Annotated in this window: 20 protein-coding genes; 4 read left to right on the forward strand and 16 right to left on the reverse strand. The window is 68.2% G+C overall.

Translation table 11 applies throughout. The annotated features are described in order from the left end of the window. Window positions 1–25: 25 nt before the first annotated feature. The 12 genes from ACNUDN_RS04745 to ACNUDN_RS04800 all read right to left on the reverse strand — a co-directional run bounded on the left by ACNUDN_RS04745 (window position 26) and on the right by ACNUDN_RS04800 (window position 13,479). Window positions 26–1,150: a baeRF11 domain-containing protein gene (locus ACNUDN_RS04745; protein WP_419120877.1), complete on the reverse strand. Its 1,125-nt coding sequence runs from the start codon at window positions 1,148–1,150 to the stop codon at window positions 26–28. A gap of 133 nt (window positions 1,151–1,283) precedes the next feature. After that, the gene (locus tag ACNUDN_RS04750) at window positions 1,284–2,051 is read right to left on the reverse strand and encodes a sulfite exporter TauE/SafE family protein (protein ID WP_419120878.1); all 768 of its coding nucleotides are present in this window, start codon (window positions 2,049–2,051) and stop codon (window positions 1,284–1,286) included. A gap of 3 nt (window positions 2,052–2,054) precedes the next feature. After that, on the reverse strand, window positions 2,055–3,176 hold the full coding sequence (locus ACNUDN_RS04755; protein ID WP_419120879.1) for a M20 family metallopeptidase: 1,122 nt from the start codon (window positions 3,174–3,176) through the stop codon (window positions 2,055–2,057). Beyond that, window positions 3,176–4,183, reverse strand: a complete 1,008-nt coding sequence (locus ACNUDN_RS04760) for an LLM class flavin-dependent oxidoreductase (RefSeq protein ID WP_419120880.1) — start codon at window positions 4,181–4,183, stop codon at window positions 3,176–3,178. Before ACNUDN_RS04760 ends, ACNUDN_RS04755 begins: the two co-directional genes overlap by 1 nt. 18 nt (window positions 4,184–4,201) lie before the next feature. Beyond that, complete coding sequence (locus tag ACNUDN_RS04765; protein WP_419120881.1) at window positions 4,202–5,737, reverse strand: gamma-glutamyltransferase family protein; 1,536 nt, start codon at window positions 5,735–5,737, stop codon at window positions 4,202–4,204. Further along, a complete protein-coding gene (locus ACNUDN_RS04770) occupies window positions 5,734–6,729 on the reverse strand; it encodes an ABC transporter substrate-binding protein (RefSeq protein ID WP_419120882.1) in 996 nt (331 codons plus the stop codon). Before ACNUDN_RS04770 ends, ACNUDN_RS04765 begins: the two co-directional genes overlap by 4 nt. 26 nt (window positions 6,730–6,755) lie before the next feature. Next, window positions 6,756–7,568 carry an ABC transporter permease gene (locus tag ACNUDN_RS04775; protein WP_419120883.1) on the reverse strand — a complete coding sequence of 271 codons (813 nt, stop codon included), beginning with the start codon at window positions 7,566–7,568 and terminating at the stop codon, window positions 6,756–6,758. A gap of 35 nt (window positions 7,569–7,603) precedes the next feature. Next, a complete protein-coding gene (locus ACNUDN_RS04780) occupies window positions 7,604–8,392 on the reverse strand; it encodes an ABC transporter ATP-binding protein (RefSeq protein WP_419120884.1) in 789 nt (262 codons plus the stop codon). Between the two features lie 99 nt (window positions 8,393–8,491). After that, complete coding sequence (locus ACNUDN_RS04785; protein ID WP_419120885.1) at window positions 8,492–9,184, reverse strand: GntR family transcriptional regulator; 693 nt, start codon at window positions 9,182–9,184, stop codon at window positions 8,492–8,494. Then, a complete protein-coding gene (locus ACNUDN_RS04790; RefSeq protein ID WP_419120886.1) occupies window positions 9,171–9,839 on the reverse strand; it encodes a cysteine hydrolase family protein in 669 nt (222 codons plus the stop codon). The genes ACNUDN_RS04785 and ACNUDN_RS04790 overlap by 14 nt, the downstream gene beginning before the upstream one ends. 230 nt (window positions 9,840–10,069) lie before the next feature. Continuing rightward, entirely contained in the window at window positions 10,070–11,104 is a 1,035-nt protein-coding gene (locus ACNUDN_RS04795) for a threonine aldolase family protein (protein WP_419125018.1), read from the reverse strand. 35 nt (window positions 11,105–11,139) lie between these two features. After that, a complete protein-coding gene (locus tag ACNUDN_RS04800; RefSeq protein ID WP_419120887.1) occupies window positions 11,140–13,479 on the reverse strand; it encodes an AAA family ATPase in 2,340 nt (779 codons plus the stop codon). A gap of 32 nt (window positions 13,480–13,511) precedes the next feature. Here ACNUDN_RS04800 and ACNUDN_RS04805 point away from each other — a divergent pair, with 32 nt between their 5' ends. Then, window positions 13,512–13,832: a DUF732 domain-containing protein gene (locus ACNUDN_RS04805; RefSeq protein ID WP_419120888.1), complete on the forward strand. Its 321-nt coding sequence runs from the start codon at window positions 13,512–13,514 to the stop codon at window positions 13,830–13,832. 1 nt (window position 13,833) lies between these two features. Here ACNUDN_RS04805 and ACNUDN_RS04810 read toward each other — a convergent pair whose 3' ends face one another. Then, complete coding sequence (locus tag ACNUDN_RS04810; RefSeq protein WP_419120889.1) at window positions 13,834–14,547, reverse strand: TVP38/TMEM64 family protein; 714 nt, start codon at window positions 14,545–14,547, stop codon at window positions 13,834–13,836. A 39-nt stretch (window positions 14,548–14,586) separates the two neighbouring features. Between ACNUDN_RS04810 and ACNUDN_RS04815 the strand changes: the two genes are divergently transcribed. Next, window positions 14,587–15,246, forward strand: a complete 660-nt coding sequence (locus ACNUDN_RS04815; protein ID WP_419120890.1) for a hypothetical protein — start codon at window positions 14,587–14,589, stop codon at window positions 15,244–15,246. Next, a complete protein-coding gene (locus ACNUDN_RS04820; protein WP_419120891.1) occupies window positions 15,246–18,401 on the forward strand; it encodes a helicase HerA domain-containing protein in 3,156 nt (1,051 codons plus the stop codon). Before ACNUDN_RS04815 ends, ACNUDN_RS04820 begins: the two co-directional genes overlap by 1 nt. 23 nt (window positions 18,402–18,424) lie before the next feature. Here ACNUDN_RS04820 and ACNUDN_RS04825 read toward each other — a convergent pair whose 3' ends face one another. From ACNUDN_RS04825 to ACNUDN_RS04835, 3 genes are read right to left on the reverse strand one after another with little or no spacing between them, the layout of a single operon-like run. Next, window positions 18,425–19,774, reverse strand: coding sequence for an APC family permease (locus tag ACNUDN_RS04825; protein WP_419120892.1), 1,350 nt, complete (start codon window positions 19,772–19,774; stop codon window positions 18,425–18,427). 10 nt (window positions 19,775–19,784) lie between these two features. Beyond that, the gene (locus ACNUDN_RS04830) at window positions 19,785–21,413 is read right to left on the reverse strand and encodes an amidohydrolase (protein ID WP_419120893.1); all 1,629 of its coding nucleotides are present in this window, start codon (window positions 21,411–21,413) and stop codon (window positions 19,785–19,787) included. Further along, entirely contained in the window at window positions 21,410–22,399 is a 990-nt protein-coding gene (locus ACNUDN_RS04835) for a nitrilase-related carbon-nitrogen hydrolase (RefSeq protein ID WP_419120894.1), read from the reverse strand. The genes ACNUDN_RS04830 and ACNUDN_RS04835 overlap by 4 nt, the downstream gene beginning before the upstream one ends. A gap of 76 nt (window positions 22,400–22,475) precedes the next feature. Between ACNUDN_RS04835 and ACNUDN_RS04840 the strand changes: the two genes are divergently transcribed. Next, the gene (locus tag ACNUDN_RS04840) at window positions 22,476–23,075 is read left to right on the forward strand and encodes a TetR/AcrR family transcriptional regulator C-terminal domain-containing protein (protein WP_419120895.1); all 600 of its coding nucleotides are present in this window, start codon (window positions 22,476–22,478) and stop codon (window positions 23,073–23,075) included. Window positions 23,076–23,141: the final 66 nt, after the last annotated feature.

The following is a 23,141-nucleotide window of genomic DNA, read 5'->3' on the forward strand; positions in this document are numbered from 1 at the left end:
CATCGCCGATCAGGACAGGGCCTGATCAGGACAGGGGGAAGCGCAGCGCGGCGACCGCTGTGCCGTTCCAGATGTCGGCGGTGACCTCGCCGGGCCGCACAGCCACCACCTCGCCGCCCTTGTCGAGCACGGTGATCGCGATACGCGACAACAGGTCATAACCGCCCTCGCCGTACGTGACCCGGCCGTTGGCGTCGTTGAACCGACCGATGACGTCGACGGTGAAGTCGTAGATCAGCGTCGAGACGGCGCCGGCGACCGCGGCCCGGCTGATGTCGGCGAGATCGGTGGCGACCAGGCCGCGGGCCACCCCGTCGCCGATACCCTCGACCAGTGCGTCGGTGCGTCGTGCGTTCAACGACGACAACTGCGCGCGGATCGTCTCGTCGATCTGGTCGGGCCGCAGCGTGTCGGGCGCGCCCGGCACCGCCACGATCTCGTGCTTGCTGTCCAGGCCCCGGAACATGCCGAGCAGCGGTTCGGAGGCGAAGACGAACAACGGACGCTGCGCAGCGGGGTCCACCTGGCCCAACTCGGCGGCAACGGCTTCGGCGACCCGCTTGGCGTAGGTCTCCAGCAGCACCTTCTTGCCCTCGTCGCCGACCAGACGGCCCACGTGATCGCGATCGCGGATGGTCGCCCGGTTGGTCGCCTCCGCCACATCGGTGGGGTGCTCGCTGACCAGTGTCATCTCCTCGGCGCGCGAGGTCGCGGTGGCCCGCCACAGGTTCCAGCCGCCGGCCGACAGGGTCAGCGCGTAGGCCTCCTGCGGTGTGGTGACGGCTCGCACCAGTTGCCCGATGTCGAAGTAGGCGCCCTGCTGCGACTGATTGACCAGAGCATTCGGCAATACGTAGACCTCGTGGAAGTCGTCGGCGATGAAGATGGCCAGGGAGCGCGAAAGCCTCAGCCAGATATCGGATCCGGCAATCTCATCCCACCGCTCCCGCAGTCGTTGCTCCACCGCCGAGGCCACGCCGCGGTCGCGGATCTCGCGCAACATGCGGTCGACAGCGCTCTTGGCGGTCAGCACGTTGTTGTTGCGCTGATCGGGTGCCGGTGCGGTCTCGACGTAGACCGTGATGGCCACCTCATGTGGCTCACCGAGCCGGCGCAGGTCGGTCGTATCGGGCAGCTGGTATCGCGTCACCACTCACTCCTTTGTGTCCGGTGGATGCCTTCCACGGTAGGCATGCCCGGTGAGTGGCGTCGTAATCCAGGACCGTGACCGCCCCCAGAACATCATGCTGCCAGCGTGGTTCACTCTGAGCGAAACGCTCAGATCAGCCCGTGAGGACGATTCGGAGCAGCGCGGCCATTCCCAGCGCGACGATGGCCGCCCGCAGCCAGGCCGGGCTCAGCAGGCGACCGTATCTGGCTCCCAACCAGCCTCCCGTCAGCGCGCCGAGAGCGATGGCTCCCGCCACCGGCCAGGCGATGCGGTCGAAAGCCACGACTGTGAACGTGATCGCGGCGAGCAGATTGACCGCGCCGACCAGCAGATTCTTCAGACCGTTGGACATCTGCAGGTCCTGGGCCAGCAGCACACCCAGCACCCCCATCAACAGGACTCCCTGTGCCGCAGCGAAATACCCGCCGTACACGCCGACCGAGAATACTGCTGCCACCAGCGTCGGACTCACCGCGGTGCCTGCGCCCCTGCGCCGTGCGGCCACCAGCTTCTGCAGTCTGGGCTGGACCACCACCAGGGCCAGCGCCAGCACCAGCAGCGCCGGCACCACGAGCTCGAACGTGTCGTCGGGCAGCATGAGCAGCAGCATCGAGCCGGTCAACGCGCCGAGCGCCGAGGCGGGCAGCAACGCCGACACGAGCCGCTTCTGAGCGGCGATCTCGCGACGATAGCCCCACGCACCGCTCACGCCACCGGCCACCAGCCCGATCGCATTGCTCATCGTCGCGACGACCGGTGGGTAGCCCAGCGCGATCAGCACCGGGAACGTGACCAGCGTGCCCGACCCCACCACGGCGTTGATGCCGCCCGCCGCCACCCCCGCCAGCACGACGACGAGCACCTCCGGTATCGCCGGCACCGGTCAGCCGCACAGCGTCCGCGCGGCCTCGCCCAGCGCCGACGCTGCCGTGCGGCAGTCTGACAGCGATACTGCTTCGGCGGAGACCACGCCGGCGCCGAAGTCGCGCCGACCCGGGCCGAACATCACGGTGGGCACCCCGAGCGAGCAGCCGTAGCCGGCGTCGAATGCGTTGCGGCTGTACATGGTGGGGAAGGCGCGCACAGCCTCCACCACCGGTGCATGGCGATCCACCAGGGCCGGAAGCATCGAGGCTGCCGCGATCACGTCCAGCTCCGGCGACAGCCCGTCAAGATGGCGCCGCAGGGCCTCGGTTGCCTCGTCCGGGTTCTCGCCAGGCAACAGTCGTCGGTCCACCACCACGCGCACTGTCGATGGCAGTGTGTGGGGTGCGATCGGCTCGCACTGGAACTGATAGGGCGTCGCGGTGGCCGGTCCCAGTTCAGGATGTGGTGGCGGCAAAGGTGTTTCGTCCAGTTTGCATACCACCGCGGCCGCCAGTGGGATCGGGTTGCGACCCAGCTCGGGCTGACTGGAATGCGACGAGGCGCCCGGCACGGTGATCCGGACGTCGACTCGTCCCCGATTACCCAGTGACACCGCGAGATTCGTGCCGAAGGCCAGGATGGAATGGGCGGCTGTCACCGCGAGGTCCTGGTAGATCCGTTGCGACCCGTCGTGGCTGCTGCGACCCTCGCAGTTCACCGTCAACCAGACGGCGCGCCGCAGACCGCTCAGATGACGCACAGCGGCCAGTGCTGCGGCCATCGGTCCCTTGTTCTGGTTGGCGCCCTGCCCCACCACGGCCGGACCGTCGAGGCCCAGAGCGGACCCGTCGACGATCCGGGCATCGTGCGGATCGGACATCAGATTGCCGTGCTGGGAAACGATGTAGGTCTGCAGCAGCAACCCGTCGGCGGTGTCGGGTCCGAAGCGGGCCGCGATGTCCCCGCACGGATGCCGGCGGATCTCATCGGGTCCGAGCGCCTCGATCAGCGGGAGCACCGTGGCGGTCACGGTCTTGTACAGCGCCGGGTCCTGCGGCAGGATCTCGGTGCTGCCCGCGGGCACCGAGGTGTCGGTGCCGACCAGGGTCAGCAGCGTGCTCTCCAGATAGTTCGCCATCAACAGGCAGGCACTCTCCGCCGACGGCGCGCCAGCTCGGGCAGCAGCGTCTGCTCGGCGAGCTGCATCTGCCGCGGTTGATCGAACGATGCGAACCGCAGGATCGGAAGGTCCAGTCCGCGGTCGAGATACTCGTCGATGCGGGTGAGAACCTCCTCGGGCGTACCGAAAGCCCCCCACCGGTCCAGGATCTCGTCGCTGCTGTTCATCGAGTAGTACGTGTCGAGGAACCGCTTGCCCTCGGCCCGTGCGCTGTGCCGGTCGACGCCCAGGTTGATCATCAGATGAGCCGATGACGTCAGCGCCGTTGCGTCACGGCCGGCAGCCTCGGCGGCGGACCGGATCTCGTCCCACTTGCGCCCGAACTCTTCGGGGGTGGTCACCGCGGTCTGCCAACCGTCGGCCAATGTGGCGACCCGCTCGATCGCGGCCCGGTAGCGGTGGTCGGGCATACGCGCGGGATCCGGATTGCTCGCGATCCAGATCGGACACGGATCCTGCACAGGTCTGGGCTCCAGCGACACTTCCGGGAACGTCCAGAACGGGCCGTCCGAGGACGTAGGACCACTCCAGAGCGAGCGCACCAGCCGGATGCCGTTTTCCAGGCGCGGCACCCGCTCGCGTCCGGTGATACCCGCGGCAGCCAGTTCGGCCGCGACATTGCCCCCGCTGCGCTCGGTGGTGGCGCCTAGACAGACCGCGAGCAGGGCCCGCCCGCCCGAGAGCACGTCGAGGCTGGCCCATTGGGCAGCGAAGATTACGGGCTGCCGTAGTGGAAAGGTGGCCAGACAGCACACCCCCAGCTTGACCCGCTGGGTGCGGGCGCTGATCGCCGCCAGACTCGCGACCGCCTCCACCCGGGGTTTGGCGATGAGTCCGTCCCCGACCCAGACCGAGTCGAAGAACTCGCCCCGGTCCGCATACTCGGCGAGGTCGAGCATCTCGGCGACGGTGATTGCGCCGAACAGAATTCCGCGATTGGGCAGGCTGAGGCCGATACCCCTCATGGTGCTCCTTCTTCGTGGTCAGCACACACCGACATGTCCGTCCTTCCGGCGGTCGGAGCCGCCCTGCAGGCCGGAATCGGTGCGCAGGATCATCTGTGCACCGCCGCATTCGAAGCGTGGCAACTCGGTGAGATGGTGTCCGCGGCGGGCGAGTTCGGCGGCGGCGGCATCGTCGTAGCCCGATTCCAGCCCGATGGTCCGGCCCCGTACGACCCGGAATCGGGGAGCGTCGACGGCCTGCTGGGCGGACATACCCCGGTCGAGGACGTTACGCAGTATCTGCAGCTGCCCCTGAGGTTGCATGAACCCGCCGACCACGCCGAGACAGCCGCGAAACCCGTTCCGGTCGCCGAGCATCGCGGGAATGATGGTGTGATACGGGCGTTTACCGCCCTCGGGTCGATTCGGGTGCGCGAAACGCAGGGTGAAACCGTTTCCACGGTTGTGCAGCAGTACTCCGCTTCCCGGTGCCATCACCCCGGAACCGAAGCTCTCGTATAGGCTCTGGATCAGAGAACACGCGGCGCCCTGCGGGTCCACCACGCACACGTACACCGTGTCCGAAGGCACCCCGGGCGCCCGCGCGTCGGAGGCCTCGAAGCCAATGCGGTCACGCAATGTGGACAGCCGGTCCTCGTCGAGAAGGTCCGCGACCGGCACGTCGTGGAACCGCGGGTCGGCGACATGGTCGGCGGCGTCGGCGAACGCGATCTTGAGGCACTCGATGAGCTGATGGTCTGCCTCCCCCGGCAGTCCCGGCTTCAGCCCTTCGTACAGACGGGCCCCTTCGAGCACCACGAGGCCCTGTCCAGGAGGTGGCATTTCGTAGACGTCGACACCGCGAAATGGTCTGGAGATCGGCGCGCTCCATTCCGGGCCGGCCCAATTACTGAGGTCGGAGACCTGCAGTGGACCGCCGAGTCGCCCGACCGCGTCGGCGAAGCCGGTGGCCGGGGTCCCGGTGTAGAAGGGTTGGTGTCCCTCTGCGACAAAGCATTCCAGCGCATCCGCCAGGCCCGGGTTGACGAAGGTGTCACCGGCCTCGGGGACGTGACCGTCGGGCAGGAACACCGCGGCGGCGTCCGGGTGGCGACGCAACTTGTCCACCCCGAGCCGCCATTCCTCGGCGATGACGGGAGCCACGGTGAACCCGTTGCGGGCCGTCTCGATCGCCGGGCGCAGAATCCGCTCACTGCCCAGCCGGCCGTAGCGGTCCAGCAGAGCCGTCCAGCCCCAGGTGGCGCCTGGCACGGTCACCGTCCACGGGCCGTCGGGCGGCATCTGATCGAAGCCCTGCTCACGCAGTGCTTGCACTGTCATTCCCGCCGGCGCGCCACCGGCGGCGGCCAAGCCGACGGGCCGGTCGGCGCCCGGCTCCCAGTAGAGCGCGAACAGGTCGCCCCCGATACCGGTGGATCGCGGGTCGACCACGGTGAGCATTGCCGCGGCGGCCACCGCCGCGTCGGCGGCCGTGCCGCCCTGTTCGAGGACGGCGACGGCGGCCTCAACCGCCAACGGATGGCTGGCCGCGACCATGCCCGAGGCAGCGCTCATTTGGCGCCGGAGACTTCGGTGATCATGTCGAAGTCGACCATCGACGGATCGGCGGTCTGGTTGTACTCACCGAGCGACTGGAAGAACGCGTCCATGTCCGCCCAGGTCTCCGGTGTCAACGGTGCCGTACCGGCCTGGGGATAGAACGATGCCTCGCTGTAATACTGGTAGATCTGGGGGAGGAAGTCGTCCCGCACGTCGGGCAGCTGCTCTTTGACCGCGGCCGTCCAGGCGGCCTCGTCCTGATAGAACTCGTCGTAGGCGCTCTGAACGTCGGTCAGAAAGGCAGCCACACGGTCTCGATTACCCTCCAGGAACCGGCCCGAGGTCACCCACACGGTGTTGAACGCGCTGGCGCTGTCGCCTTCGAGGTCACTCCAGTCGCCCAGGATGGTGAACTCGCCCTCATCCTGCAGGGTCAGCACATCACCGAATTCCAGTGCGGTGGCGTCGATCCGCTGTCCCAGCATCGCAGCTGCCCGGTTCGGTGACTCCGGGAGCACGCTCCAGTTGATCTGGTTCTCCAGTTCCGGGCCCGCTTGCCGCGCCAGTTCACGCGGTAGGGTCTCCGTAGGAGAACCGGGACCATGGTAGGCGACCCGGGCGCCGGCAAGATCGCTGACGTCGGAGAACTGTGGCTGTGCGACGAGCACGAACTCCGGGATCACCTGGCTGACATAAACGATCTTGACGTCGATGCCGCTTTGCGCCGCCTTGATCGCCGAGGCCCCGTCCATGTTGCCGATGTCGAAGTTGCCGTTCTGGAGCCCGGCGATCACGGCACTGTCCTCGTTGAGGGAAGTGATCTGCGCGCCCGCCTTCTCGGCGCCGAGGTAGTCGGCGATGTCGGCTGGGTCGAGGTCGGAGGCGAAGGCGACCTTCAGCGGTGCGGCCGTGTCTCCGTCTGCGGACTGGCTGCTTGACGAGCAACCGGCCAGTGCCAGTGCGGCGGCGGCTGCGGCCATCACCGATCCGATACGTGTGAACTTCATGAACATCCCTTCGGTCGACTGACTGGTTAGGCGTGGATACCGCGGTGCCACGGCATGAGACGGCGTTCGAGGACCTGCACGGCGGCCGCCAGCGTGACGCCCATCAGGGCCAGCACGATGACGCCGACGAAGACCTTGTCCGTGCGGTAGTAGTTGGCCGCGGTGCTGATGAGTCCGCCGAGGCCGGTGACGGCGAAGAGCAGCTCGGCGACCACCATCCCCTTGACGGCGCGTGAGATCCCCATCCGCAGTCCGGCGAAGATGTAGGGCAGCGACGCATACGACACGACGCGGGTGAACAACTGCCAGCGGCCGGCGCCGAACGCGCGTGCCGCGTCGACGAGGTTGCGGTCCACATTGCGGACACCGGTGTAGGTGCTGATCAGGATCTCGAATACGCAGAACAGAAAGACGGTGACGGTGCGCGCGGTGAAACCGAGACCGAACCAGATGATGAACATCGGGACCAGGGCCGCCGTCGGCACGACGTAGAGCGCTGAGACGAACGGGTTGAGCGTGCGGCCCGCCGGCCCGTACCACCCCATGAAGAAGCCGACGGCGATGCCCACGACGATGGCCAGGCCGAATCCCACCAACAGCGAACTGAGGCTGTCGAGCACAGCGCGCCACAATTCACCGGTCGCCCACATCTCCCAGAAGGCTGTCGGCAACTTCGATGGTGGAGCCAGGAAGAAGTCGCCGACGATCCGGCCGGCGATCTCCCAAACTGCCAGCAGCGTGGCGATCAGGACGATCTGGACCAGGCGTTCCCAATTGAACAGCTTGCGCCGCACCAGGTCTGCGGTGCTGATGCGCTCGCGCTCGATGACGGCGGGCATGGCTTTTCGGGCTCCGTTCGGTAGTTGCGGCCTCGTCAGAGGAGTGCTTCGAGGCGGGTACGCAGGTCGCGGGCCGCGGGATCGTTGATCAGTTCGGAGCGTGACCGCGGCCGGTCGATCGGGACGGCGACGTCCGCGCGCACCTTTCCGTCCGCCATCACTACGACGCGGTCGGACAGCAGCATCGCCTCTTCGATCGAGTGCGTCACGAAGAGCACCGAACGCTTCTCCTGGCTCCAGATACGCATCAGCTCGGTCTGCATGTGCTGACGGGTGATCGCATCCAGCGCACCGAACGGCTCGTCCATCAGCAGGACCTCGGGTTCGAGCGCCAGCGCCCGCGCGATGCCGACGCGTTGTTGCATGCCCCCGGACAGTTCCCCCGGGTAGTGGTCGAAAAAGCCTGCCAGGCCGACCAACTCGAGGTACTTCTCGGCCCGTGGGCGGCGCTGTGCGCGTGGGATGCCGGCGAACTGCAGGGATTCAATGATGTTCTGTCGCACGGTGCGCCACGGAAGCAGTGACGGCTGCTGGAACACCACACCGCGGTCGATGCCGGTTCCGGTGACCGTCCTGCCGTTGACTTCGACGCGGCCGCCCGAGAGCGGCAACAGCCCGGCAATCACCTTGAGTACCGTGGTTTTACCGCACCCAGAAGGGCCGACCAGGGATACGAACTCCTCGGGACGAACCGTGAGGTCGACGCCGCTCAGCGCGTAGGTGCGAACAATTTCACGCCCGCTGATCCGCTCGTACACCTTTGTGAGGTCTGCGATCGAGATGGCGTCTGTGGCGATGGAAGACTTCACGACCGCCGCTGCCATGCCGGCTCCTCTCGGTATGTTGTATACAGAGAAGTGGACCACTGATGTGTTTCCTGAGTATTTCCTCAGGGTTTACTGTGTGCGTCCATGTCGCCGGCGTCAGGCGCTGGCGGCCTCGGACGCCGCGCGATTGCGGTACATGTCGGCGGTGGCGATCGTGTGAGCGCGCATCAGGGTCGACGCATGGGCACCGTCGCGGGCCCGCAGTGCGTCGATGATGCGCCGGTGCTCATCCCAGGAAGCCATCCCCCGGATGTCGGCGACCGAGGAGAAGTACCAGCGGACACGCTTTTTCATCACCGACAGCGTCGAGTGCAGCATTCCGTTCCCCGACCACTCGCTGATCCGGTCGTGAAAGGCCGAATTCGCCGAGACGATGCCCTGCACGTCAGCGGACTCGACCGCGGCCACCCCCTGGCACCATATGCCTTCGAGAATATCGAGCTGCTCGGAGGTCACCCGGGTGGCCGCCCGCTCGGCGGCGTAGGACTCCAGCAGTGTCCGCATGTCGAAGAAGTCGTCGATCTCATCCGGCGTGGGGGCGTGCACATAGGCGCCGGTGCGCGGATGGATATCGACCCAGCCGGTGCGGGCCAGCATGGTCAGGGCTTCCCGGACCGGGTTTCGGCTGACGCCGAGCTGTGCGGCCAGCTCGTTTTCCAGCAGCCGCTCGCCGGGCTGCAGCACGCGGCGCACGATCAGGTCCTCCAGCGTGGCGTAGACCCGCTCGCGCAGCACCGGCTCCTGATGAATCGTCGGAATCGACCCTGCAGCAGAGTCATCGAGCGCCATGATGGCTGTCCTCCCCCCGTTGCGCCGTGTCCCACCGAGAGATGAGCTCATCAGCGGTTGTCACCAGGCCGAAGTGTTTGTCCACCACTCGGACCGAAGCGTCGTGCGCCTCCTCAGAGTACGAAGCGGCGCAGTCTCGCACCAGCGTGACGTAGAAATCGTGGAACAGGCCGTCGCGCAGGCTGGATTCCACGCAGACCTCGGTGGCGACTCCGGTGAACAGCGCCGACGCCACGTTCAGCGACCTCAGCGTGATGGCGAGATTGGTCCCGACGAACGCCGAGAAGCGGTGCTTGGTGATTACCGGATCACCGGGTAGCGGTGCCACACTGAAGAATTCGGCACCCCAGGTGCCCGTGCGGCACGTCACCGAGGTGCGCTCGCTGCCGTTCTCGTCACCGAGCCGGCCCAGCCAGGCCGGGCTGTCGTTGGACGGATCGTGCACCGTGCGCACGAAGATCACCGGCACCCCGGCCCGCCGTGCGGCGTCGATCAGCCGCTGCAACCGCGGCACCATGTCCTCGACGAACACCAGGTCGAAGCCATATCCGGCAGGCAGCGATCCCTGCGGACTGCAGAAGTCGTTTTGGACGTCGACCACGACCAGTGCCGCGCGGCCTGGCAGGTGTCGCTCAGATTCCGAGAGCCGAACCATGTACCCCTCTCGCGTGTACTGTATACACGACGGTAGCAGGGGTGCAGGTCCTCCGCATCGGGAGCACAGGCTGCCGGCGCGCCCGGCCAGACATGCCGAGCGTCAATGCCATTCGCGGGAAAGGGCCCGCACTGCCACGCGGGGTGTGATGCGAGGTTGCCGTCGAGACCGAGTTGCCGTCGAGACCGAGTTGCCGTCGACGTGGCTGACGGTCTTCGGGACTTCGGTGCTTACCCGTCGACAGGATCGCCCAGGGCGTCGAGCGCGCCGTCCACCTCGGCCTCGGTGGTCGCCCACGAGCACACGAACCGCACCACCGGCTCTCCGGGATCGGGCTGATGCACCAGATAGCGTTCGGCCAGTCGCCGGTGGGTGTCGGCGTCGAGCCGGACGAAGACCTCGTTGGATTCGGCCGGGGAGGCCAGCCGCAGACCCATCGCCTCCATGCCGGTACTCAGCCGTCGTGCCATCGCGTTGGCGTTCGCGGCATTACGGACCCACAGGTCGTCCTCGAACAGCGCCACGAACTGCGCGGCGATGAACCGGTGCTTGCTCGCGAGATGCCCGATCTGCTTCTGCACGAACCGGATTCCGTCGAAGAGCTCGGGACGCCGCACCAGGATCGCGTCGCCGAACAACGCCCCGTTCTTGGTCGCTCCGACGCTGACGATGTCGGCGCCGGCGATCGCCTCCGCGGGCGCGACGCCCAGCCCGGACACCGCGTTGGCGACGCGGGCACCGTCGATGTGCACCAGCAGGCCGAGCGCGTGGGCGCGGTCGACGAACTCGGCGAGGGCCGCGGCCGGCCACACCCGGCCGTTCTCGGTCGACTGGGTGACCGACACGATGCGCGGCTGCGAGTGGTGCACCTCGGTGCGGCCGAGCACCCTGCGCTCGAGATCGCCCGGTGAGATCACCCCGTCCACGCTGGGCAGCCGGGTGAGCTGGGCGCCCGAGAGCCGCACCGGCCCGCCCGCCTCGTCGACGAGGACGTGGGCGACGTCGCTGCAGAAGATCTCGTGCCAGGGCCGGACCGCCGACGCCAGCGCGATGACGTTGGCCGCGGTGCCGGTGAACGCGAACAGGACGTCGGCATCCGGGGAGTCGAACGTGTCCCGCAGCGCCGCGGTGGCCGCCGCGGTGACCGGGTCGTCGCCGTAGGACGGCGCGGGACCGTCGTTGACCCGGTGCAGCGCTTCGAGGACCTTCGGGTGCGCGGGTGCGGCGTTGTCGGAGGCGAAGGCGGTAGACGGCACGCGTCCCATTGTGCGCCGGGCGGGAAACCCGGGCCCCGCCCGGCTCATCCGGCGTCGCCCAGCCAGGCGAAGAACTCGTCGGCGCTGAACACCGGTTTGCCGTACTCCTGCGCCTTGCGGGCCTTCCCGGACTGCGTGCCCGCCTCTGCGGTCACCAGGACGTCGCAGCGGGTCTTGGTGACCGTCTGCACCGGGACCAGGCCGGCCGCGGCGGCCATCCGCTCGATCTCCTCGCGCTCGACGATACGGCCGGCCGGATCCTGCGCGGTGCCGGTGAAACAGATGCGCGCGCCGGCGGTCAGTGCCGCCGAAATGTCGTGCCGCGTGAAAAGCTCGGCACCGGAAATGATCTCGGTGCCGAGCAGCGCCTCGGCATGCCGAAGCCGGACGATCACCTCGTCGGTTAGCTGCACCCGCGTCGCGGCTGCCCGAAGCTGGTCGGCCACCGTCTGCCGGGCTGCCGACTCCCAGCCGGTCTCACCGTGACCGCCCGTCACCGGCCTGCCCAACAGCACCGCGCCCACGTCGCGGCTGATCCGCAGCAGCGCCGACAGCCCCGGCAGATGATCGACGGCCGGCGTCGGCGCCGAGGTGTCCCGACTGACCAGCAGCCCTGACATCTCGACAGCTTCGGGCTCGTCGAACGCCGACGACCCGTCCTCGGACTCCAGGCCGCGGTGCGCCCGAAGAGCCGCGGTGGCCCGCTCCAGCGCGGTATGGCCCGACACCCGTGCCCCGCGCAGCTCGACGCCCAACGGCATCGGCGTCACATGACCGAGCCGCTTGAGCTCGAAGTCCAGCAAACCGAGCTGTTCGTCGATCCCCGCGCCAACCGGGGTGCACCCGGCCAGCATGGGTGCGATCACCCCCCAAGCCTCGCGCAGCGTCGGGGCCATCAGCACATCGGAGACCGTGATGCCGTAGCGCGTTCTGGCGTCGGCCAGGTCTCGTTGCGGATTGACCAGTGTGGTGATCGCGGTCCCGTCCTCGAAGGCCACGGCCAGCTCCACCGGCCGCGGGCGTGACATTCGCCCCTCGTCACCGACCGTCAACATTTCGATCGCGCAGTACCGGCGCCGCGACCCGGGGCCACCCACCGAGGTGCGGAGAAACCGGGCGATCCGGCGGTCGATCTTCATATCCTTGGGCAGCACAGGCCTTTTCAGCACCAGACCGGCCAACGACGTGCAGCGGCTCAGCGCCACATAGAGCTGACCGGTGGAGAACATGCCGCCGGTCAGATCGACGACAACACGGTCTAGGGTCTGGCCCTGGCTCTTGTGGATGGTGATCGCCCACGCCAGCTTGAACGGCAGCTGGGTGTACGAGCCGACCACCTCGCGGGTCAAAGACGGCCCCGACATGACCGGGCGGGTCACCTCCCACGTGAACGGAGTGACCTCGGCGGTGGTGCCGTCCGGGAACTCGACCTCGACGACGGCGCCGTGGCGGTCGTAGCCGACGCCGGCAACGCGGCCCACCGTGCCGTTGACCCAGCGGTTGCCCTGGTCGTTGTTCAACAGCATCACCTGTGCGCCGACCTTGAACCGCAGTGCCTCCTCCACAGGCGGGTCGAACAGCGCCAGATCTCCGGACGCTGTGGCGTGGTGCACCATTTCATCGCCGGGCAACCGTTCCAGCTGCTGGCGGTTACGGGCCGTCACCAACCGGTTCGTCGGCGCCAGCGTCAGCCAGAATTCGTCGTCGGGGGGAACGAAGTCCTTGTCGGCCCGCGCGTTGAGCTGCTGCTGTGCGTGACCGAGCAGCACACCCTCGCGAATCTCGTTGAGAATAGCCGTCATCCGGTCATCGCCGAGCTGGCGGAACACCGTCGTCAGCGACACCGTCGGGAAGTCCTCACGGCGGAACGAGCGGGCAGAGAAGAAATACGGCGTCGGATAGGTGGTCTGGAAATAGCCGGCCTCATCCTCGCGGACCACCGGTGGCAGCTGATAGAGATCGCCGACCAGCACCATCTGTACCCCGCCGAAGGGGGTGCCCGGCGTGGGACCGAACCGTTCCAGGGCGGCGGCCACCATGTCGAAGACATCGGCGCGCACCATCGACGCTTCGTCGATGATCAGCGTCTGCAGCGCAGCCAGCGTCTTGGTGAACCGGCCGGGCCGGTAGGTCCCGGTGCGGATCTCCTCCAGCGTCGTTGTCGACCGGAAGCCGAACAGCCGGTGGACGGTATAGCCGTCGACGTTGAGCGCGGCGATGCCCGTCGGCGCCACCACCACCACATTGCGGTCGGTATCGGCGAGGAAGCGCCGGATCAGCGTCGACTTGCCGGTGCCGGCCTTTCCGGTCAGGAACACGTGCCCACCGCCGGCCAGCAGCCCCAGCGCCGTGCGGAACTCCTCGGTGAGAACGATCCCTGCCACGGCTGCCCAGGCTACTGCCGGACGATGGCAGGATGGCGACTGTGAACTCGCTGAAGGTCGGCATCGCCGTCGCCCTCGGATCCCTGGCCGTGCTCACCGCCGCCCCCGCCGGCGCTGACGACGAGACCTATCTGGAAGTGCTCGAGATGATGGAGATTCCGGTCGCGGACCCGTCCGCGGCGGTGGCGCTGGGCCGCGCTGTGTGTGCGGGTCTCGATCAGGGGCAGTCGGTCGAGGCCGTGGCCAATGCGATCGGCACGGCCAACGGCCTGACCCTGGATCAGTCCGGCATGGTCGTGGGCGCCTCCGTCGCGGCCTACTGCGACCAGCACCGCGCGCTCGTCGGCGGCTGACTCATTCGGCCGGTTCGGCGTCGCCGTCGCGGGCCCGGGTGCTGCGCCACGACCGGACGCCGCGATGCACCGCGAACGCACCGGCCACCGCGGTCACACACCACACGGCGATCGCGGCGAACGCCAAGGGTGCGGAGAACTCCCCGATCGAGGACCCCAGCGCCGTGTAGACGAACGCCCGCGGCATCGACCCGATGAACGCACCGGCCGCCATCTGCCAGAGCGGAACACCGAACGCACCGAACGTGTAGGACGACAGCGCATCGGAGACGCCGGGTACGAACCGCTGCCCGACCACCGCCCACAGGCCGCCGCGCTCGATGAGCCGGTCGAGCCGATCCGAGCGGCGGGCCCCCAACAGCGCACGAGCACTCTGCCGACCAGCCCGCCGGCCCGCATAGCTGCAGATCAGCGCACTGCCGACGGTCGCGCCCAACGTCACGAACGTCCCGAGCACGGGGCCGAACAGGAAACCGCTGCCCGCGGCCAGCAGCGGACCGGGCACCAGCAGCGCCCCGAGCGCAGCCGACACCACCACATAGGTCAGCGGTGCCAGCGGACCGGTGGACTCGATGACGCCGCGGACCGCGTCGACATCGATGACGCGCTCGATCGTTGCCAGGTAGAACAGCACTCCCAAGACCGCCACGACCAGCGCAAGCCGCGCCGCTGCGCGCCGCTTGGAGGTTTCGGGAACACCGGTGGGGCCAACCATGTCGAACGCAATCCTGCCGTAGCCCGTTAAGTTGGCAGCGTGAGTGTGACCGCGACGGATCTGACCGGAACCGAACGGGCGGTGCTGCTGGTACTGATGGCCCAGGCGAGACCGGTGCCCAACCCCGAGTTGGCCACCCTGGGACCCGCGCTGGACAAACCCGGCCGCGACAAACTCAACACGCTCGGGCTGATCGAGTCCGAGCGCATCGGCAACCGATTCGTCCACGAACTCACCGACCGCGGCTGGCGATTGTGCCGCGACGTCATCGACGCGGCACCGCCGCCCCGTTCGACCGGACCGGCCAAAGCGCTCTACACCGTGCTCGGGGCGTTGGGCCGGCATCTGGACCGTTCCGACCTCAGCCTGGCCGACGTCTTCGGAGCCGCGGGCGGCGGTGTCGCCGGAGCCGCGGGCGGCGGTGTTTCCCGAGCCGCGGGCGGCGGTGTCGAGGACCTGATCCGGTCGGCGTACCACCGGCTCACACCGCGGCCCGGGGGCTGGGTGCCGCTGGCGCGGCTGCGCACCGCACTCGACCTACCCCGTACCGACGTCGATGCCGCGCTGGTTGCGCTGCACCGCACCCCGGGCGTCAGCGTCATCCCGCAGGAGGACCAGAAGATGCTCACGCCCGAGGACCGCGCCGCAGCGGTGCTGATCGCCGACCAGCCCAACCACCTGATCGCGATCGACGCGTGATGGACGCACTGCACCGCGATGCGCTCGCGTCGTTACGGCTGACCTGGGCGCCGACGTCCGACGATCTGTGGCGCCCACAGGCCGCCACCCACGTCGACGGCCTCAACGAGCACGCCGTCGAGGACGTCATGGACGCATTCGGCGACGCGCTGCGCGATCCGGCGTCCACCCCGCTCGGAGTCGTCATCCAGGGCCGCGCCGGATCGGGCAAAACGCACCTGCTCGGCCAGATCCGCGAACGTGCCCAAGCCGACGGCGGCTACTTCTTCGTGGTGGAACTGCTCGACGCCGCCAGTTTCTGGGAATCGGTACGCAGCGGGATCCTGGAGAGCCTCGGCCGTCCGGGAACACGGCGGGAAACGCAACTGAAGGATCTGCTGTGGGAGTTGTCCTCCCTGGCGCACGTGTCGCGGGCCGATCGCCGCGCGATCATCGGCGACGACGACCTGGACGCCGAGACGCTGTACCGCTTCGTCAAGGCCTTGTCCATGGTCGCGAAAGAGACCGTGCGGCAAAGTCATCAGGTGTTGCGCGCACTGGTGCTGCTCGGCTCCAACGACTTCATCGCCCACGACATCGGCGAAGGTTTCCTGCAGGGCAGCGAGGAGTTCAGCGTCGAGGAGCGCGGACCGTGGGGGTTGCGCGCCGCCCCGGCGTCCGCACAGGAATGTGTTCGCGACATCTCCCGGTTGGTCGCGCTCGCGGGCCCTGCGGTGCTCGCCGTCGACCAGATCGACACGTTGCTCGCCCAGTCGCTGGCCGGGGCGGCCGGTGACGGTGTGCTCGAACAGGTGTCACACGGGTTGATGGCCTTGCGCCAGACGATGCGCCGCACGGTGCCGGTGGTGGCGTGCCTGCCCTCGGTGTGGGAGCACATTCACGACCGGGCAACACGCAGCGTCGCCGACCGGTTCCGGGTGGCCGATGCGCTCACACCGGTGCCCAGCGCCGACATCGGCCGCGCGATCCTGGAGCGCCGGTTCGCGGCCAGCTACGCCGCTGCGGGATTCGCCCCGCCGTATTCGAGCTGGCCGATCTCGCCCACCGCGTTCGAGGACGCGCCGTCCTACACACCGCGCCAGTTGCTGATCCGGGCCGACACCCATGTGCGGGAATGCCTCAAGCACGGCGAGGTGGTCGAGCTCGAGCGTCTCGGCACGGAGGCGCAGCCGACGTGGGACACACCGTCCACCAACGGAAGTGGATCGGTGTCGGCGGCGCTGGACCGCCGCTTCGCCGAATACCGGCGGCGCGCGGTGCCCGAGGCGGCGCTCGCCCACGACGGTGAGGACATCACAGTGCCCGAGCTGTTGTCGGCGGCCCTGACGGCATGGATCGCCGAGCGCGACGGGGAGGGGACCTTCGTCTGCGACCCGCCGCCGGGCTCGCACGTCATGCTGCACGCCCGGCTGCGCGAAAGTCTGGACAGCGCAACCGACGACGAGCGACACTGGGCGTTCCGGGCCGTCTCGGCAACCAACGCCAGTGCCGCGCTGAGTCGGGTCCGCAAAGCCGTCACCGCCGCCGGATTCAGCTCAGGGGCCGAACGCCGGCAACTGTTCCTGCTGCGCAACTCGCCGTGGCCGAGCGGGAAGAAGACCGCCGAGGAGATCGACGAATTCCACGCCGCGGGCGGACGGACCCTGCCGCTGACCGAGGCCGACATCCGCACGATGACGGCGCTGCGGGATCTGTTCGACGACGATGATCCCGAGCTTCCCGGTTGGCTTCGGGCGCGGCGGCCCGCCCATGGTCTGACGCTGTTCGCCGAGGCGGTCGGTGGCGAGGAGGCCCGGACCGATACGCGCGTCGACGCCGAGGCCGAGCCGGAGCAGCCCGGACCCGGTTCAGAACCCGCGGCCGACGGCGTACCTGACGGCGATGTCCCCGACGGACGGCCTTACAGCGGCGTACCCGACGATGAGCTCCCGCTCGGGTTGGACCTGCACACCGACGAGCCGGTGTCAGTGCAGCTTTCGGCGCTGCGCAAACACGTGGCCATCTTCGCCGGGTCCGGCTCGGGCAAGACGGTGCTCATCCGCCGGCTGGTCGAAGAGTGCGCGCTGCGCGGCGTCTCGTCGATCGTGCTGGACCCGAACAACGATCTGTCGCGACTCGGGACGGCCTGGCCGCAACCGCCGGCAGGATGGCGGCGTGCCGACGACGCCCGTGCACAGGACTACCTGGCCCACACCGAGGTGACGGTCTGGACGCCGCGGCGGACCAATGGGCGGCCGCTGGCGTTTCAGCCACTGCCGGACTTCGAAAGCGTGGTCGACGATTACGACGAGTTCACCGAGGCGGTGGAGTCGGCGTGCTCGGCGCTGGAGCCGCAGGCGCTGATCACCGGGAAAACTCAGAAGGCCACCCGATCCCGTGCCGTGTTGCGGGAAGCGCTGCAGCACTATGGCAGAACGCCGTCGCCGACATTGGGCGGTCTGGTCCGACTGCTGTCCGACCTGCCCGAGGATGTCAGCCATCTGGCGGGCGCGCACGCCATCGCCGGTGACCTGTCGCAGAATCTGCGGGCGGCGATGGTCAACGATCCGCTGTTCGGCGGTGCGGGGACGCCGGTGGATCCGGGGGTGCTGCTGACTCCTTCGCAGGGTTACCTCGCCCGGGTGTCGGTGATCAGCATGATCGGCCTGCCGTCGGACGAGCAGCGGCAGAGTTTCGTCAACCAACTGCAGATGGCGCTGTTCGCCTGGATCAAACGCAACCCGGCCGGGGACCGGCCGCTCGGTGGGCTGCTCGTCATGGATGAGGCCCAGAACTTCGCCCCGGCAAGGGGTTTCACCGCATGCACGCGCAGCACGCTGGCGTTGTCGTCGCAGGCGCGCAAGTACGGTCTGGGTCTGATCTTCGCCACCCAGGCGCCGAAGGGGCTCAACCTGAACATTCCGGGTAACGCCGCGACACAGTTCTACGGCCTGCTCAACGCGCCGGCCCAGATCGAGGCGGCCCGCGAGATGGCCCGCGCCAAAGGCGGTCTGGTCGACGACATCAGCCGGCTGCGCGCGGGCAACTTCTACGTCGCCACCGAGGGTGAGTCCTTCCACCGGGTCGTCGCACCCTGGTGCCTGTCGCACCATCCGGCGAGCCCGCCGTCGGCCGAGGAAGTCCTGCAGCTCGCCCAGGAGCCTGCCGCCCGTTAGCCGGTGAGCTCAGGCGGGGCGGTTCACACCGCTTCTTCGAGGTCGAGCACCGGGGTGGGACGGCGGAAGCCGCGGGTGACCACCGCCAGCCAGCCGAACCCGATCGCCAGCCAGATCAGGCCGAGCACCAACGTCATACCCGACAGGCTGGTCCACAGCCACACGGTCAGCAGGAATCCGATCGCGGGGGCGATCAGGTTCAGCACGATGTTGCCCCGGTCCTTCAGGTCGATGAAGTAGTGCTTGATCACCGACAGGTTCACCACCGAGAAGGCGACCAGTGCGCCGAAACTGACCAGCGAGGCGAGGGTGGCGAGGTCGATCACGATGGCCAGCAGCGAGATGACACTGACCACCAGGATCGCGTACACCGGGGTGCTGTACTTCACCGACACGTGGCCGAAAACCTTGCGCGGCAGGATGCCGTCGCGTCCCATCGCGAACAGGATGCGCGCCACCGAGGCCTGCGACGTCAGCGCCGAACCGGTGGCACCGGCGACGTAGGCGGCGGTGAAGAGCGCGTTGAGGAACGCGCCGCCGGCGGCGACCATCACGTCCAGCGAACCGGAGTCGACATCGGTGAACTCGTTGGACGGGAACACCAGCTGCGACACATAGGACAGCAGGATGAAGACGATGCCTGACACCAGCGTGGCGATGATGATCGCCCGCGGCACCGTGCGTCGGGCATCTTTGGCTTCCTCGGAGAGCGTGGAGACCGCGTCGAAACCGAGGAAGGACAGGCACAGGATCGCCGCGCCGGCCAGTACCGGGCCCATGCCGCCCGCCGAACCGTCCCCGGTGAACGGCGCCAGCAGATCGACGCTGCCGTAGCCAGTGATCCTGCCGATGCTCAGCACCAGGAAGGTGACGATGAAGACCGCCTGGATCCCGATGATCAGGAAGTTGGCCCGCGCCACCGACACGATGCCGATGATGTTGAGTACCGTCACGATCGAGATGGTGACCACGACGATCACCCATTCCGGCAGTGCCGGTACCGCGGCGTTGAGATACAGGCCGATGACCAGATAGTTGAGCATCGGCAGGAACAGGTAATCCAGCATCAGGGACCATCCGGCCAGGAAGCCGGTCGGTGCACCGAAGGTGCGCTGGGTGTAGGTGTAGGCCGAGCCGGCCACCGGGATCGCGGCCGCCATCCGGGCGTAGGACAGCGCGGTGAACACCATCGCGATGAGTGTGACGACGTAGGCCAACGGCAGTCGGCCGCCGGAGGTTTCGGTGACGATGCCGTAGGTGGTGAACACCGTCAACGGCACCATGTACACCAGGCCGAACAGGACCAGCGACGGCAAACCCAACGCTCGCTTGAGACTGCCTTCGTCGGTGTCGGCGATGAATGCTTGGTTCATGGTCAGCCTCTCAGTCCTCGGCCCCGTGCATGAGCATCCCGCGAAGATACGTCGCAACGACGTCCACCGTGGGTAGATCCAGCGGTGCAGTGCTGCGCGGATCCCGTCGCAGCCACACCATGTCGGCGCCGGCCCCCGGTGTCAGGTCGCCCCAGATATTTTCGGCGAAAGCCTGTTTGGCAACACCCGAGGTGTAGGCCGACAGCGCCCGATCGATCGGCAGCACCTCGTGTGGGGTCCAGCCGGCGGCGGGATCGCCGTCGGCGGTCCGCCGGGAGGTCGCTACCGCGATGCCGTCGAGTGGTGCGCCCGACGAAACCGGCCAGTCCGAACCGAAGCTCAGTGGTGCGCCCGAGGTGTCCAGCGTGTTGATCGGGTACTGCTTGTCGGCGCGCTCGGCGCCGAGCCGCGGGATGGTCAGCACCGTCATGAGCGCGTCGAGCTGCGCCCATAACGGCTGCATGTTCGGGATGACCCCGAGCGCGGCGAACCGGGCGAGGTCGTCGTCGTCGACCAACTGACAGTGCGCGATCACCGGGCGCCGGTCACGTGGCGGATTGTGTGCCACCACGTATTCGATCGCATCGAGGGCCTGGCGGACCGCGGCGTCGCCGATCGCGTGGATGTGGATCTGGAATCCCAGGTCGTCGACGCGGCGCGCCGCCTCGGCCAGGGAGTCGCCCTCCCAGTTGCGCATGCCCAGGTTGTCACCTGCCTCAGGACCGGAATGACTATGCAGCCCTGAGCAATACGGCGCCAAGAGGGCGCCGGTTTCGTTCTCGACCACCCCGTCGGCGAAGAACTTCACCGTCTGCGCGGTCAGCAGGGGATTGGCCGCATCCTCGACGAGTTGCCGCTGCCTTTCGAATTGTGTGATCTGCGTGTCGAAATGGCGCGGGTCGGCGTAGAGCGCGAGATTGAACCGCATCCGGAGGACGTCGCGACGTGCGGCCTCGACGTAGGTGGCGACGTCGGCGGGTTCGACCCACGCATCCTGAACCCAGGTCACCCCGCGGGCCAGATAGTAGTCGGCGGCGGTGCCCAACGCGTCGATGCGCAGCTGCTCGTCGCGGGGCGGCATCACGTTCATCACCAGATCGACCGCGCCCCATTCGCGCAGCGTGCCGAGCACCGATCCGTCCGCACGGTGCGGGATCTCGCCCAACTCCGGGTCGGGGGTGTCGGCGGTGATGCCCGCGCGCTCGAGCGCGACCGAATTGCACCACACAGTGTGGTAATCCCACGCGCGAAGCACCACCGGCCGGTCTGGAACGGCGGCGTCGAGCCAGCGTGCGTCGAACAACCCACCCTCGGCCAGGCTGCCGTCATAGGAGGCGCCGACGATCCACTCCTGGTCCGGGTTCTCGTCGGCGAAACGCTTCACTGCTGAGACGATCTCGTCCACCGAGGCGCATCCGCGCACCCCCGGGCCGACCGCTTCCAGTCCGCCGTAGAGCGGATGAGCGTGCCCGTCGCCGAACGATGGCATCAGGAAGCCGCCCCGCAGATCGACGGTCCGGGCGTGGTGCCCGCGCGCGTCGTCGCCGATCGCGACCACCACACCGTCGGCGACCAGTAGTGCGTCGGTGACTTCCCGGCCGGTCCAGATCACTCCGCCGGTGTAGAGGGTGGCGCTCACTTGACCACCGCCGTCGCGGGGTGGCCGGCACCGTACGGGTGCTGCGGGTCGACGGGTTGGGTCAACGCGCCGTAGGTGTCGGGGCGGCGGGTGAGCAGGAACGGGAACAGCTCAAGCCAGTCGCGACGCTGATCAAGGTCGAGATCGGCGACGAGCACCGCCTCTTCGTCACGCGGTGCCTGCACCAGCACGCGTCCGTACGGATCTGAGATGAACGAGGAACCGTAGAAGGTCACGGTGCCCTCGTCGCCGACCCGGTTGGGCACGATCATGAACAGCCCGCTGCTGATGCCGTTGGCGACGATCACCTGCTGCCACAGCGGGCGGGTGTCGAAGTCGGGGAACACCGGTTCGGAGCCGATCGCGGTCGGGTAGACGACGATCTCGGCGCCGCCGAGCGAATAGCTGCGCGCGACTTCGGGGAACCACTCGTCCCAGCAGGTGGGCAGCCCGACGCGGGCGCCCAGACCCTCGGGTGCGAACACCGGGTACGGGTCGTCGGCCGGACCGGCACGAAAGTAGGTGTCCTCGTAGTATCCGGCCGAGATCGGGATGTGCAGCTTGTGTGTGGCGGCGACCAATTCGCCTGCGGGAGAGACCAGTATCGCGGTGTTGAGACCGAGTCCGTCCGCGGCCGGGGCACGCTGATAGAGCGAGGCGTGGACGAAGATCCCGTTGGCGGTGGCCGCCTCGGCCGCCAGAGCGAACGTCGGCCCCGAGGTCAGGTCTTCGCTGAGGTCCTCGGCCGGGCCGGCGTTCGCGCCGGCCGGCTGATCGGCCGGATACCGCAGCAGCGTGATCTCCGGAAGGAACACCGCGGTCGCGCCCGCACCGGCGGCCCGGTCGATGCCGTCGCGCAGCGCCTTGGCCAACTCCACGGCGTCGTCGCGCCAGCGGTGCTGGACCACGCCGACCCGCAGAGGTGGGCGCCGGGACTCTGTCGACCGCGACAGCGGCGGTGCGGCAGGTGCGGTGAGAACGATCATCCGGCTCCTAAAACGAATGGGGTTCGTTTATTGTGAACTCAGTCACCCTCCAATGCAAGAGCAGGAGCACCGGAGAATGGGACGACCACCGACACCGATCCTGTCCGTCGAGCTGATCGCCGATGCGGCACTCGATCTCGTGCGCACCACAGGCGGGTTCACCATGCCAGGGGTGGCCCGCAAGCTGCGGGTGCAGCCGTCGTCGCTGTACAACCACGTATCCGGTCGTGATGCGATCGTCGAACTGCTGCGCGAGCGGGTCATGTCGGGAGTGACGTTGCCCGCCGACGATCCGGAGGTGCCGTGGCGTGACGTCGTCGCCGACATCGCGCGGTCGTACCGGTCCAGCTTCGCGCGCTACCCAACTCTCATTCCGCTGCTGACCGAGTACGCGGTCAACAGCACGCAGGCGATGACGATGTACAACGCGTTGGCGGTCACGCTGCGCCGCGGGGGCTTCACTGCGGCCGACACGCTGCGGGTGATCACGCTGATCGACAACTACGTGCTGGGATCGGCGCTGGATGTCGCTGCACCCGACGAACCCTGGCGCAATCGGCCCGAGGTCGGCCCCGAGCTGGCGGCCGCACTGGCCACCGGTGCCCCGAAACCGGCACGCGCCGACGACGCATTCGAGTACGGCCTCGCCGTGCTACTTCGCGGCCTGGATCCCTGACGGGGGGCGGCTTGGATCCCTGAGTGGGGGCGGCCCGGCTACCGTGGAGTCGCATCCGGTTCATCG

Source organism: Mycobacterium sp. smrl_JER01 (genome assembly GCF_048513595.2).
Lineage (GTDB): Bacteria > Actinomycetota > Actinomycetes > Mycobacteriales > Mycobacteriaceae > Mycobacterium.